Here is a 13635-nt window from a genome sequence, read left to right on the forward strand (position 1 = left end):
TTCACGTTTATGTATTGTTGCGAGCTTATGCAAGTAGCGGCTCTAATACATCAAAAAATCGCTCTAATTCTTCGGGTGTGTTGTAGTGCATACAACCAATACGAATAACACCGCCGTTGTCTAACACGTTAAGCTGCTGGCATAAGCCTTTGGCGTAGAAGTTACCGTCCCACACACAGATATGCTCTTTACCTAAGTGCTCAGACACTTGGCGTGGCGTTACGCCCTCAATAGTAATTGCGAATGTAGGTGTACGCTCGGCTAAGCGAGACAGATCAGAAATACCGTATAAGGTTACTGATTTATATTTTGCGATACGCTCAAGGAAGTATTTTGAAAGCTCATCTTCATGCTGTTTAGCATTGGCAAAAGCCACTTCTAAACGCGTGCGCAGTGGTTCGCTTTCATCGAGCTCGCTTAAACTTGCGATGTACTCAACGGCTTGAATAAAACCTGCCATTGCTTCAAAGCTTTGCGTACCCGTTTCCCAACGACCTGGAATTAAATCAGTCGCTGGTTCTACTTTATATGGTGTAAAACCTTCTAGGTGTTCACGCTTACCGTAAACCATGCCTAAGTGTGGGCCAAAGAATTTATACGCAGAGCACGCTAAAAAGTCACAATCAAGTGCTTGTACATCCACCAGCATGTGCGGTGCATAATGCACAGCATCTACATACACTAGCGCACCTACTTGGTGTGCCATATCAACAATCGCTTTAATATCGTTGATAGTACCTGTGGTGTTTGATGCGTAAGTGACTGCAACAAGCTTAGTGTTTTCATTGAGTAATGATTTTAACTGCACTAAATCAAGGCTACAGTCTGCGGTATCTACTTCTAATGCGTGAACTTTTACGCCTTTATCGTCAGCCGCTTGCTGCCAGCTAGATACATTTGAGAAGTGATCTGCATTGGTTACGATAATTTCGTCACCCACTTGCCAATCACGGCTAATCGCACGGCTAAAGCTAAAGGTAAGGCTGGTCATATTCGGACCAAATACAATTTGCTCTTTGCTTGGTGCATTTAACAATGTAGCCGCACTTTCACGTGCTTTATTTACTAGGTCAACGGTTTGATGACTTGAGAAAAATGCGCCACCTAAGTTTGAATTATAACGACCTAAATAAGCTGACATGGCAGTTAAAACACTTTGCGGTACTTGTGAGCCACCAGGGCCATCTAAAAATACCGGTGATTTACCTGCTACTTCCTGCATTAACGCTGGAAACTGCTTACGGATTTTAGTTAATTGCATTATCAGTTCCTACGCTGTTAATACAAAGCAGTCTAGGTAGCCTACTTTATCGTTGTCGATTTTGTTCATTGGTGTCGCGTTGTGCCATACCTGACGGTCATTCACCATGGCAAACATGCCGTCTTTAATTTCCATTTTGAAACATGGCTCTGCATCGCGTGATTCGTAAACTAGTAGCTCACCACCTTCAATATTGCTGTGCGACACACCTGCAACACAAACATGGTCAAAACCATCTTGGTGCACACCTTCTGGTGCTGGTGGTGTATCTGCATCAATCGCTAACATACGGAATTGGTGAATTTCGATATCAGTATCGCTAGCAATGCCTGACATTTCGATAAATTGGTTAACTAAATGCTGCATACCGTCAGTCGCTAACAGCGACTCTTCAAGATTTTCGTAAGTACGTTCAATGTTGCCTTGGAATTGGTTAATTGAATCATCTTGTACAAATGCTTTAGTTGGTTGCAGGCTTAATTTGCCATCAACAAGTTTAATTACAGAGTAACGGCGTAAACGAAATGCACCGTCGGCATATGGGTTTGCCGGTAAGTTATCAAAAGAAGGCTTAAGCTGCTCGATAAATGCTTGCTCAATAAAACGTAATTGCAGCAGATTCTGGTTGTTTACTTTCGTCATAACACGCTCGCAGATGATGAATTATAAATCGCGGAGATCTTAGACGGTTTTAACAGGTTTTTTGTGGTTTATATTTCATTAATGCAGGACTAATTAGATTAAAAAATCCAATTTAAACGCAAAAATTAAATATTACATTCAATTTAAAATTCAACTACTGAAAACACTTATTAAGCGAAGCGTTAAATATAGGGTAACAGCGGCCATTAACACAAAAATTAGAGTAAGAATTCTAATAAAGAACTTAGCTAATTTATGTTTAACACGTGAGAACCATGATGCATCGGCGGGAATATGCCCATCATACAAGCTAAAGCTGGCGATAAAAAAATAACCGAGCAAACTCCAGCCAAGTAGCAAAAGAAAGCCCACTTGGTAGATATTCATTTGTGGGTTATCGAGTAGTAGCGAAGCACCTAACAAGGCGCCACTAATAAAAGCTAATAACACCATAATGCCTCGCCAAGCATTTAAGCGCTTAGCGAGGTTTACAAAATAATGTTGTAGCTTAGTTACACTCATCACTGAGCGACTTTTTGTCAACTTCAGGTGTTTTAGTATCAACACCGTGCTCATCGTTTTTAATCAGGTTTTCATGATTATCAACGCGTTGCTGCCACTTTTCCTTAGCCATGGTCTGCATATTAAAGGTTTGGTCGCGTTCATCCACAATTTCCATACCCATTAGGCTTTCAATCATGTCTTCTAACGTAACAATACCTTGTACATCACCGTATTCATCTACGATTAGGCTGATATGAATGCGTTTTTCTAACAGTGTTTGCAATAAGGTGTGAACGTGCAGGGTTTCAGGCACGGTATAAATTGGCTTAACTAGCTTGGCAATTTTGTAGTCTTCACCTAAACGATGATACGCCAGCATGATGTCATTTTTGTGTACAAAACCAATGATGTCGTCAGAATCTTGGTCAAACACGAGTACGCGTGAAAACGCCACGCTACCGTGTTGTTTAAGATAATCATCTACCGTTAAGTCTTTGTGTACTTTAAACAATACTGTGCGCGGAGTTAATAAAGTATCCAACTTTAAATGGCGGAATTTTAACAGGCTGCGAATAAGCTCGCTTTCTTCTTGATGAAGTGCCCCAGCTTCGCTACCCATTTCTGCCATCGCTTCAATTTCAGCACGGATATAGTGGCTTTCACTTTGCTTGCTGCCGAGCATTTTGGTAATTATGTCTGAAAGCCAAATAAACGGCTTTAATAAGCGAACCATTACTACAAGTGACGACGATACAATTGGCGTAAGCTGACGCCAATAGTTTGCACCTAATGTTTTAGGAATAATTTCAGACAACACTAACACCAGTAGTGTCATTACCGCAGAAGCAATACCAATTGCCGCATCACCAAATACCGCAGCAGCTTGTGCACCAACACCTGCAGCACCGGCTGTGTGTGCAACCGTATTTAAAGTAAGAATCGCCGCTAACGGCTGATCTACTTTTTCTTTTAATGAGTTAATGCGCGCAGCCAATTTTGGTTTTTGCTTTTTTAAACTGGCGACATAGCTTGGGGTAATACTTAGTAATACCGCTTCCATTATTGAACATACAAACGAAATGCCTATAGCTAACAGCATATAGGTAATTAACAAAGCCACAGTAACCTCTCGAATCATGGCGAATAATAATTTCAGTCACTAGTTTACCCAATTAAACCAGTGCTGCGTATAACAACCGTATTTTAATTGTATTAATTTATAAACAGCGATAAACCATCACAATTAAAGCCCGTTACAAAATCGATTAACAATCGTTTTCGTTGTTCACCATAATTGGGCTGCAACTCAACGAGTTCAAGCATACATTCATACTTTTTTTCGCTATGATTTTGTCACGCATTTTCATAAGGACTCACAATGAAAAAATCATTTTTAGCAGCAATGCTCGGCGCTTATTTTATTTCTCCTGTCGCGCATGCTGAAGTAATTGATGCAAGCAAGATTAATTACTTAGGCCCAATTGCGCCGCAAAACGCACTCAAGCCATTTGAAACAAACCGTAAAAACGCCATTTTAACCAACCTAAAGCAAAGCTTAACAGCCGACCAAAAGTCAGTTTCGTTTTTTGGTAATACACTAAAATGGCAAAACTTAAGCAAAGTAAATGCATTAACTGAACCTGGCTTACAAGCACTTAAGTTCACATTAACAACAACACGCTTTACACCTGCAACACTTAAGTTAGATGGTGTTAAAGAAGCAAGTTTTTACCTTAATGGCGAGTTGCTCTCTAAAAAAGGCGACGCTTATAAACTACCGCTAACAACCGGACAACACCAAGTAATCATTATTACTGAAAGTGTTGAAGATTGGGGCAAGGTAGCTGTAAATTTAACCAGCGAAATTGAAGAGAGCAAAATCAGTGTTTCCAGTGATGCGCCAAACACGCTAAGCGCAAAACAACTATTTGATAGCAAAACCGTTAGTAACGTAAGCATTTCACCGAACGGTAAGCACTTAATTTGGCAAACGCGCAGCTATAACGATAAAAATGCAAATAAGGCTATTAAAGAAACTGTTGTCAAGTCGGTAAAAGACAACGAGATTGTTTACTCATTACCAGCTAACGCCAGCAATTTTGCTTGGTCAGACGATAACATCCATCTTGTATATACAAGCAATAAAGTGCTATATAAACTAAACCTTAAAACGCTAACCACCAGCGCATTAAGTGAAGATCTATTTGGCATCAGCAATGTTGATTTTTATGATAACGACACGCTTATTTTTACTTGGGTAAAGCGCCCTGAAAAGTCCACATCGCTTACTAAGTACTATAATGGTTTAGAAGATCGCTGGTCGTATGCGCGCAATAAAACCAGTGTTTACTTATACGATGTAAATTCAGGCTTAATGCGCCAAGTTAGCCCAGCTGAATTTAGTGTTAGCTTACAAGATTTTGATAGCAAACGCGGAACGCTGTTATTAAGCCGTTCTATTTCTGATTATGCTGCACCGCCACATATGCTAACAGAACTGCTGGAATACAACTTAAAAGACAATAGCCAAACTACAATTGGCAAGTACCGTACTTTTAATAGTGCGCAGTATTCTAGTGATGGTTTATACATTACCGCTGGCCCTGAATTCGGTGAAAAAGCAGGTAAAACGGTTGCTGACTCTCAGCTTAGTAACAATTACGACACGCAACTGTATTCTGTAAGCTTTGATGGTAAAAACATCACTGCGTTATCAAAAACATTTGATCCTAGTATTGGTCAATTTGCCGTATTGAAAAATGATGATGTGATTTTAAATGTTGGTGAAGAAGACAAACGCCAGCTATATGTATTTGATGAAAGTAAAAAACGCTTTAATAAAGTAAAAACGAATCTTGACGTAATTGAGCGCTTTAGTGTTTCTAACGAAAAGTCACCTACCCTTGTTTTCGCTGGAACTGGCGCACAATTGCCACAACAAGTGCAATTAAAAACTAAACTCTCTAATACTAAGTCAAAGACCTTATTTAATAGCAAAAAAGCATTCTACGCTAATACCCAATTGCCAAGTTTGGAAGAATTTAATTTCACTAACGATCAAGGCACTGAAATTAAAGGGCGCGTTTATCTACCTAGTAACCTTGATAAACAAAAGCAATACCCTGCGTTAGTTTACTACTATGGCGGTACTTCACCTGTAAATCGCGCATTTACCGGCCGCTACCCATTTAATTTATGGGCAGAAAATGGCTATGTGGTTTACGTATTACAACCTACAGGTGCAACTGGCTTTGGCCAAGATTTCTCAGCTAAACACGTAAATGCATGGGGTGAATACACAGCAAATGACATTATTAAAGGCACAAATGCATTCTTAAATAAATACAGCTTTGTTGATAAAACTAAAGTAGGTAATTTAGGTGCATCGTACGGTGGCTTTATGACTATGTTGCTGGCAACCAAAACAGATATGTTTAGCGCGTCTATTTCCCATGCAGGTATTTCAAATATTACCTCTTACTGGGGCCAAGGTTGGTGGGGTTATTTATATTCGGGTGAAGCCTCTAAAAACAGCTTTCCTTGGAATAACGCTAAGCTTTATTCAGAGCACAGCCCTGTATTTAACGCTGATAAAGTAAAAACACCGTTATTACTTATTCATGGTGATGCTGATACCAATGTACCTGTGGGCGAAAGCCACACTATGTACACAGCCTTAAAGCTACTAGGTCAAGATGTTGAATTAGTTGAATATAAAGGCGCAGACCACCAAATTTTTGCGCGTGATAAACGCTTCCATTGGTGGAATACCATGCTTGCGTATTTCGACAAACATCTAAAAGAACAACCACAATGGTGGAACGACTTATATACACAAAAATAAGATTTAAGTATTAGTAAATAATAACGGCCCACAATGGGCCGTTATTATTTCTGTACACAAGCATTTTGTGACATAACATTTCTATTTTTCATTCAGTGAAAAATTGGTGATAATATTGCTTCGGGCAGAAAAACACATTAACGAGCATTATGACAATACAAGTACTTCTAGTTGAAGATGACTCCTTGCTAGTAAGGCGCATTCAATCACATTTTAGCAATAGTGATTTTAGTTTTGTGGTAGACGAAACCGGTGCAAATGCAGCTGAAATCATTCGTTCAAACCACGAAATCAAACTAGCGATTGTTGATATTGTACTGCCGCAGGTAGACGGCCTAGTGCTCGCTAAAGAGATAAATCTAGTTTCCGATATCGGTGTGGTCGTACTTTCAAGCCGCGATTCGCAAGAAGATCGCATTTTAGGGTTAGCACAAGGTGTAGATGACTACATTTGTAAGCCAGTTGATTTACTTGAGCTAGAGCTAAGATTAAAAGCGCTTGCTAAGCGTCTTAACTTGTTTCAAACCAATGACGAATACATTGAATATTCAGATATCAAAGTGCACCCAGAACATCGCACGCTTATCATTGCCAGTGGCGACGAAATACGCTTAACTGAAGCAGAACATAAAGTACTGATTTCATTAATCGGTAATGCTGGTAAACCAACTAGCCGTGAAAAGCTATCGGAAGAAATCGGTCAATCTGACTGGAGCCCATCAGACAGAACCGTAGATGTATTAGTTGGTCGCTTACGTAAGAAATTAGGCGATGAAAAAGAACAAAAGCGTATTGTTACAGTACGTGGTAAAGGCTATATGATTGCCCTAGGTTAACTAACTCGCAGTATTTAGAAAGGCCGCATTTGCGGCCTTTTTTATTTGATAAATATTACGTTTTACCACGTACCTAGCTTTGAATTTTCGTAAGCTGCTAAGCGCGCTTTTGCTGCATCAACAAAGTAATCTTTGTCCCATGCTTCTTCAACTGCTTTTTCTTGCATATCAATGGCTTCTTCAAATTGACCTAATTTAGCATACGCCGCAGCCATATATTCATATGCCCATGGATCATCTTTCTCATCAACCACTTTTTTAGTTAATTCAATCGCGTAATTTAGTTCACCTTGATTATGTGAGTCGCGCGCATAAACGCCGGCAAGTTCACGCATTGCAATATAATCGCCCTGTTCCGAAGCCGCTGTTAGCCACTCTTTCGCTTGATTAAGCTGGTCTTTATTTGCGTTCGTTTTTTGTAAAACGCATTTTGCAGCCAAGGTTTGCGCTGGCGTATGGCCAAGATCAGCGGCAGTACCTAAAATACGTAAGTTGCAGCCCGAACCTAACAACATAAGTGATGCAAAATCACCACCTTGTGCTGCTTTTAAACGCCAGTAACTCGGCATCTCTTCACGCGGTTTGGCAATAATCTTTTTCAATTTTACGTTTTGACGATTAAGGTAGTTTGAGTAAGTACTATTTCGCGCTTCATTGTTATAGAAAAACTCAGCTAAAAATGGACCATATTCGGCTTGTTCATCGCCGCTGACCAATACTTGCCAGTTATTCATAGTTTTAACTGCTAGTTCATCGAGCTCTTTCGGTGCTTTATAATCACCGGTTGCCTCAAAGCGAAGCGTGTTACCTTGCTTATCTAACCATACTAAGTATGCAAAGTTATAAAAATCTTCTTCGAGCTGAATATTATTTGAAAAGTTATCAGCATTGCTTGCGAGTAAGTTCGCCTCACCTTGTGAACTTGAAACCGTGTCGTCTGGTAAATAAGCTACCTTTAGCATATTGTCGTCACTCATTAGCTCTAACATATCAGCTAATTCTGCTTGGGCTTTGCTGTTGCCACGCTTTGCTTTAGCAAGTAATTGTTTGTGTTTGCTCGCTAGTTTTTTACGCGTTTCTTCTGGAATATCTGTGCGTTTAAACATGCCGCTAAACTGCGCTTGGCTAAACTTTCGTAACGTACCGCCTACTTTTAAGATTTGGTAACGTGAATTTTCAAGTTTTTCACGAACGCTCTGCGCAAATTCATCGGTAGGATAGCTTTGTAACAACTGCATATCTCGTACAATACCATTGCGGTCGATATCAAATAGATATCGTGCCATACCTGGAATACCCTCTTTAAACAAACTACCTGGGTACTTGGCTTCTGGGTTTTCAGTGCGTTTAGGTGGCGGGTTATACGCACGGCCAAATGGCAATGCATAGCGAATATTCTTGCTACCAGCTTTACCATAAAAACCGATTAATTCATCTGCTTTCGCTTTTGCTGCTTTGGTTTGTGCTGGGGTTAAACGGCGTTCAACTGTTTTTAAAGCTTGTCTTGCGGTTAGAAAGCCATTTTCAATCGCCACTGCTAAGTAAGCGTATGCTAAAACTGGGTCTTGCGGTACACCTTGCCCGCGTAAGTATTGAACACCCAAATTAAATTGGCTTTTACCATGACCGAGATGAGCTGTTTTTTGAAAAAGTTTAAAGGCTTGCGCGTAGTCTTGATTGAGATAGAGATCCATCGCACGATCAGCATTTGCGCTTGCTGAAAAGCTTTGACCCACCAATAAAATGCCGGCTATTACACTCGCTAACTTTTTCATTTCAACTCCTGTCAATTGCACCAAACTTCATGTTAACAGCTGGTTAATAGTGGTGCAACTGAGGAAACGCCCAAGCTGCAGTATTTATACACGTGTAAGCGTATTTAATAGCCGTTCAAACGCGCGGTAACTAATCGCCTCTTTAATATGATTTAGCGCAACTGTTTTTTCAGCGGCTAAATCAGCAATGGTGCGCGCCACTTTTAGCACACGATGATACGAGCGCGGTGATAAATCGAGCTTATCAGTAACCAGTGCCATAAACGCCAAACTTTCATTATCGAGGGTAACGACTTGGTCAAGTTCGTTATTACTCAGCAATGCATTTAACTTGCCCTGCCTTTGGTATTGCCGCTGCTGCGCTGCAACCACTCGATTACGAATAACCTCAGAGCTTTCGCCTTGCTGTGTTGACTGTAATTCGTGGGTTTTTAGTTTAGGTAATTCTACTTGCAAATCGATTCGATCCAGAAATGGTCCTGATACACGACTTAAATATTTTAAAATTTGTTCTGGCGAGGCGCGATTATCACGATGACACCCTGTCGGGCTGGGGTTTAGCGCACAAATAAGCTGAAAGTTAGCCGGAAACTCTGACTGCCTTGCAGCGCGCGATATCGTGACCTTTCGTGTTTCTAATGGTTCGCGCAAACTGTCTAATACTTTTCGTTCAAACTCAGTAAGTTCATCCAAAAATAACACGCCATTATGCGCGAGACTAATTTCACCTGGTTTAGGGTTTGAAGAGCCGCCAACTAAAGCAACCGCAGAGCAAGTATGATGGGGCGCGCGAAACGGTCTTACTTGCCACTCGCTGTTGTTGATGGTTTTACCTATAATTGAATAGACAGTTGCGGTTTCAAGCGCTTCAGATTCAGTAAGTGGCGGCATAATGGTCGCCATTCGTGCTGCCAACATGGATTTTCCTGTGCCAGGCGGGCCAAGAAACATTACATTGTGTTTTCCTGCTGCGGCTATTTCCAGTGCGCGTTTAGCTTGAGCTTGACCTTTTACTTCTGCCATATCAATTGTGTAGCGTGAAGTTAACGCTTCAGCTTGTGGGCTGTTTAAAGTAAATTCAATCGCTTGCTGGCCCGTTAAGTCTTGGCAAACCTGATTTAAACTACTGGCATGCTTGGTATTACAGTTTGTTACCAACGCAGCTTCACAGGCATTGAACGCTGAAATATAAACCGTTTTCTCGCTGTTAACGTTAGCAATTAACGACGATAGCAGTCCCAGCACAGGACGAATTTCCCCACTTAAAGAAAGTTCGCCAAAAAATTCAAGTTGTCGCAAATCGAGCTGACCCAATTGATTAGAAGCCAACAAAATACCAACTGCAATGGCTAAATCGAAACGGCCACCTTCCTTCGGTAAGTCGGCAGGCGCTAAATTTACAGTAATGCGTTCTTGCGGAAACTTAAATTGGCTGTTGATAATTGCGCTGCGCACACGATCTTTAGCTTCTTTAACTGATGCCTCAGGCAAACCGACTATGGTAAATTTAGGTAGGCCACTGGTGATATGTATTTCTATGGTAACAAGCGGGGCATCCATCGCGACTTGTGCACGAGAATAAACACAGGCAAAAGACATTCCATTGTCCTTAATTTATTTCTTTCTTTTAGTGTAGCGTATATTTAGCGCTCAGCTGCTTACTTTTCTTTATTGTATTTGAACACGTGTAGGCTCCAGCCCCACTTTATTGCGCCCATACGTAAGCTTAATGTACCTAGCATTCCCACCAACATGGCAAGATTGGTTGGTACGCCTAAATTCAAACTTTGAGTATACAAAATACCACCGAAAATACAGGTAGTTGCGTACAACTCACTTTTTAAAACCATAGGTGTGGTACGCGCCAGTACATCACGGATCATGCCGCCAAAACAGCCGGTAATTGTGCCCATTACAATTGCGGTTAAGTCTGGCATACCTAAACTTAAGGCTTTTTGCACCCCCATCACCACAAAAAATGCCAACCCTAATGCATCTGCTATTTCAAGCAATACCTGTGGAAATCCGCGTTGACGATTAAGCCATACAATGGTGATGGCGCTAGCGATAAAAATCGAAATCAAATACGTAGGATCTTTTAACCAAAAAACCGGCACATCTAAAATCACATCGCGCGTTGTACCACCGCCTATTGCAGTCGCAGATGCTAAAACCACTACGCCAAAGCCATCTAGTTTCTTTTTATAAGCGACAAGTGCACCAGAGATCGCAAACACGGCAACACCAAATAAATCAATCCAGTGGAATAACGAATCCATAATTAACCTGCTTGCTGCGCTAATGTTTCAAGCACATCGATAGCTTTGTTTGCATCTTGCTTGGCAACTAAAATATGGTCGTGATAAAAGCCTGCAATCACATTTGTGCTAATCCCATGCTTTGCTAACGCACTTGAAAATGCTGCCGTTAATCCTACCGCATCAAGGCTTGAGTGAATTTGCAGGGTTATTAACGAAAACTCTGAAACATATTCTAACTGCCATTCAACGGCTTGTTGTTTGGTGAGAATCAACGTCGCCCCTTCTGGCTCGTTGATGCGCGCAAATACCTTACCCATATCAAACGCGTCAACATTTGATACAGATACAAATACATAGCTTTGCGGCTGTAACAGCGGTCGCATATTTTTTATCAGTAGTTGTAAGTTCGTTTCGCCAAACATAATTATTTTCCTGTATAAAAAAAGGCTGTAAACACAGCCTTTTTCATTCTAATTTCATCTGGCAGTTATTGCCAAGCCCTTTGGCTTGTAAGTTGTTGTTCAAAGGCATCAATCTTATCGTTTAGTGTTTCTGTTACACCAATAAAATCTAGCCCTGATAACAGGCGCTGTTTAATGTCGGGACGAATATCAAACTTAATATCAGCAAAGTGATTGCTTTTAATAACTTGATTTTGCAAATCAATTTCAACATTTACTTGAGCAACCTGCTCTGTTACCTGAAATAGATGATCAAGTGTTTCGCTCGGTAATGCGATAGCAAGCATTTGATTATTCGCACAGTTATTAAAGAAGATATCGGCAAAGCTCTGAGCTAAGATTACCGTAAAACCATACTGCTTTAATGCCCATGGCGCGTGCTCACGCGATGAACCACAACCAAAATTATCGCGTGTTAACAACACGCTAGCGCCTTGATATCGCGCTTCATTTAAAATGAATTCAGGGTTCGCATCGCCATTATCTAAATAACGCCAATCGTAAAAAAGCGCCTTATCAAAGCCATCACGACTTGTTGATGTTAAAAACTGCTTTGGGATAATTTGGTCTGTGTCGACATTATTTTTATCGAGTGGTGCCATTAAACCAGTGCGATAATTACTCATTAGATATCTCCTCGAATATCAACAAATCGACCATGAATAGCCGCCGCTGCTGCCATTGCTGGGCTCACTAAGTGAGTACGACCACCGCGGCCTTGGCGACCTTCAAAATTACGGTTAGATGTCGACGCACAGCGCTTGCCCGCGCCTAAGCGATCATCATTCATAGCTAAGCACATTGAACATCCCGGCTCTCGCCATTCAAAGCCTGCTTGTTTGAAAATATCGGCAAGACCTTCGTCTTCCGCTTGTTTTTTAACTAAGCCTGAGCCTGGCACCACTAACGCTTCAACGCCCACCGCTACTTGCTTACCTTTAACGAGCGAGACTGCAGCGCGCAAATCTTCAATACGACTATTTGTGCAACTGCCAATAAATACCGTGTCGACCGAGAGATCTGAAATCTTTTGGCCCGGCTTTAAGTCCATATAAGCCAGCGCACGACGAATCGCATCAGCTTTAATCAAGTCACTTTGTGCATCTGGGTCTGGGATTAATTGGTCAATGCCAATCACTTGCTCTGGACTTGTACCCCAAGTAACTTGTGGCTGAATATCCGCAGCATTCAATACAACTGTGTGATCAAACACTGCATCATCATCGCTCTTTAGGGTTTGCCAATACGCAACTGCTTGCTGCCAATCATCACCTTTTGGTGCAAATGGACGCCCTTCTAAGTAGTCGTAAGTTGCTTGATCCGGTGCTATTAAGCCTGCTTTAGCACCCATTTCAATGCTCATATTACAAAGTGTCATGCGTGCTTCCATTGAAAGCGCACTGATTGCTTCACCGCAAAACTCTGCAACATAACCTGTACCACCCGCGGTACCTAATTTACCGATAACCGCTAAAATAATGTCTTTTGCGGTAACACCAAGGTTAATTTTGCCATCAATTTGAATTTTTAAACTCTTTGCTTTTTTCTGCTGTAATGTTTGTGTTGCTAACACATGCTCTACTTCAGAAGTACCAATACCATGCGCTAACGCACCAAACGCACCATGGGTCGAAGTATGGCTATCGCCACATACAATGGTTGTACCCGGCAAGGTAATACCTTGTTCAGGCCCCATTACATGGACAATACCTTGGTTAATTGAATTAAGATCGTAAAGCACAATGCCAAACTCTTCACAGTTTTGCTTTAGTGCAATTAATTGGTTTTTTGAAACTTCACTTGCAGCATCTAATGAGCGACTTTTTGTCGATACGTTATGGTCCATTGTTGCAAACGTTTTTTCAGGGCAGCGTACTTTACGGTTTGCTTCACGCAGGCCTGCAAATGCCTGTGGTGATGTAACTTCATGTACTAAGTGTCGATCAATGTAAAGTAAATCACTTTCTTCATTAATGGCAGTAACTTTGTGAGCCTGCCAGATTTTATCGTATAAGGTCTGAGCCACGTCATTCCCCTTGCTATTATCGGTG

Annotated in this window: 12 protein-coding genes; 2 read left to right on the forward strand and 10 right to left on the reverse strand. The window is 41.1% G+C overall.

All coding sequences use genetic code 11. The annotated features are described in order from the left end of the window. Nucleotides 1–25: 25 nt before the first annotated feature. The 4 genes from AN214_RS06455 to AN214_RS06470 all read right to left on the reverse strand — a co-directional run bounded on the left by AN214_RS06455 (nucleotide 26) and on the right by AN214_RS06470 (nucleotide 3527). Complete coding sequence (locus AN214_RS06455; protein WP_054978965.1) at nucleotides 26–1261, reverse strand: cysteine desulfurase-like protein; 1236 nt, start codon at nucleotides 1259–1261, stop codon at nucleotides 26–28. A gap of 9 nt (nucleotides 1262–1270) precedes the next feature. Next, nucleotides 1271–1903: a 2OG-Fe dioxygenase family protein gene (locus AN214_RS06460; protein ID WP_010561220.1), complete on the reverse strand. Its 633-nt coding sequence runs from the start codon at nucleotides 1901–1903 to the stop codon at nucleotides 1271–1273. 150 nt (nucleotides 1904–2053) lie between these two features. Continuing rightward, nucleotides 2054–2425, reverse strand: a complete 372-nt coding sequence (locus AN214_RS06465) for a hypothetical protein (RefSeq protein WP_054978966.1) — start codon at nucleotides 2423–2425, stop codon at nucleotides 2054–2056. Next, complete coding sequence (locus AN214_RS06470) at nucleotides 2412–3527, reverse strand: CNNM domain-containing protein (protein WP_054979014.1); 1116 nt, start codon at nucleotides 3525–3527, stop codon at nucleotides 2412–2414. The genes AN214_RS06465 and AN214_RS06470 overlap by 14 nt, the downstream gene beginning before the upstream one ends. Nucleotides 3528–3785: 258 nt before the next feature. On the opposite strand from AN214_RS06470, the gene AN214_RS06475 reads away from it, so the two are divergent. Both AN214_RS06475 and AN214_RS06480 read left to right on the forward strand, forming a co-directional pair. Then, a complete protein-coding gene (locus AN214_RS06475; protein ID WP_054978967.1) occupies nucleotides 3786–6251 on the forward strand; it encodes a S9 family peptidase in 2466 nt (821 codons plus the stop codon). Nucleotides 6252–6400: 149 nt separating this feature from the next. Continuing rightward, entirely contained in the window at nucleotides 6401–7087 is a 687-nt protein-coding gene (locus AN214_RS06480; protein ID WP_010561224.1) for a response regulator transcription factor, read from the forward strand. A gap of 62 nt (nucleotides 7088–7149) precedes the next feature. Here AN214_RS06480 and AN214_RS06485 read toward each other — a convergent pair whose 3' ends face one another. The 6 genes from AN214_RS06485 to leuC all read right to left on the reverse strand — a co-directional run bounded on the left by AN214_RS06485 (nucleotide 7150) and on the right by leuC (nucleotide 13610). After that, nucleotides 7150–8862, reverse strand: a complete 1713-nt coding sequence (locus tag AN214_RS06485) for a hypothetical protein (RefSeq protein ID WP_054978968.1) — start codon at nucleotides 8860–8862, stop codon at nucleotides 7150–7152. 84 nt (nucleotides 8863–8946) lie between these two features. Continuing rightward, nucleotides 8947–10461, reverse strand: coding sequence for a YifB family Mg chelatase-like AAA ATPase (locus tag AN214_RS06490; protein WP_054978969.1), 1515 nt, complete (start codon nucleotides 10459–10461; stop codon nucleotides 8947–8949). 59 nt (nucleotides 10462–10520) lie between these two features. Further along, complete coding sequence (locus AN214_RS06495; RefSeq protein ID WP_054978970.1) at nucleotides 10521–11141, reverse strand: trimeric intracellular cation channel family protein; 621 nt, start codon at nucleotides 11139–11141, stop codon at nucleotides 10521–10523. 2 nt (nucleotides 11142–11143) lie between these two features. Next, nucleotides 11144–11545, reverse strand: a complete 402-nt coding sequence (locus AN214_RS06500) for an ACT domain-containing protein (RefSeq protein ID WP_054978971.1) — start codon at nucleotides 11543–11545, stop codon at nucleotides 11144–11146. Between the two features lie 65 nt (nucleotides 11546–11610). Further along, complete coding sequence (gene leuD, locus AN214_RS06505; protein ID WP_054978972.1) at nucleotides 11611–12210, reverse strand: 3-isopropylmalate dehydratase small subunit; 600 nt, start codon at nucleotides 12208–12210, stop codon at nucleotides 11611–11613. Continuing rightward, on the reverse strand, nucleotides 12210–13610 hold the full coding sequence (gene leuC / locus AN214_RS06510; RefSeq protein WP_054978973.1) for a 3-isopropylmalate dehydratase large subunit: 1401 nt from the start codon (nucleotides 13608–13610) through the stop codon (nucleotides 12210–12212). Before leuC ends, leuD begins: the two co-directional genes overlap by 1 nt. Between the last annotated feature and the right edge of the window lie 25 nt (nucleotides 13611–13635).

The sequence above is a fragment of the Pseudoalteromonas sp. P1-9 genome, from assembly GCF_001399975.1.
Classification (GTDB): Bacteria; Pseudomonadota; Gammaproteobacteria; order Enterobacterales; family Alteromonadaceae; genus Pseudoalteromonas.

Bases quoted from the DNA above. Each gene is read 5' to 3' on its own strand.
- AN214_RS06455 (WP_054978965.1), bottom strand. From the start codon at position 1,261: ATGCAATTAACTAAAATCCGTAAGCAGTTTCCAGCGTTAATGCAGGAA.
- AN214_RS06460 (WP_010561220.1), bottom strand. From the start codon at position 1,903: ATGACGAAAGTAAACAACCAGAATCTGCTGCAATTACGTTTTATTGAG.
- AN214_RS06465 (WP_054978966.1), bottom strand. From the start codon at position 2,425: ATGAGTGTAACTAAGCTACAACATTATTTTGTAAACCTCGCTAAGCGC.
- AN214_RS06475 (WP_054978967.1), top strand. From the start codon at position 3,786: ATGAAAAAATCATTTTTAGCAGCAATGCTCGGCGCTTATTTTATTTCT.
- AN214_RS06480 (WP_010561224.1), top strand. From the start codon at position 6,401: ATGACAATACAAGTACTTCTAGTTGAAGATGACTCCTTGCTAGTAAGG.
- AN214_RS06485 (WP_054978968.1), bottom strand. From the start codon at position 8,862: ATGAAAAAGTTAGCGAGTGTAATAGCCGGCATTTTATTGGTGGGTCAA.
- AN214_RS06490 (WP_054978969.1), bottom strand. From the start codon at position 10,461: ATGTCTTTTGCCTGTGTTTATTCTCGTGCACAAGTCGCGATGGATGCC.
- AN214_RS06495 (WP_054978970.1), bottom strand. From the start codon at position 11,141: ATGGATTCGTTATTCCACTGGATTGATTTATTTGGTGTTGCCGTGTTT.
- AN214_RS06500 (WP_054978971.1), bottom strand. From the start codon at position 11,545: ATGTTTGGCGAAACGAACTTACAACTACTGATAAAAAATATGCGACCG.
- leuD (WP_054978972.1), bottom strand. From the start codon at position 12,210: ATGAGTAATTATCGCACTGGTTTAATGGCACCACTCGATAAAAATAAT.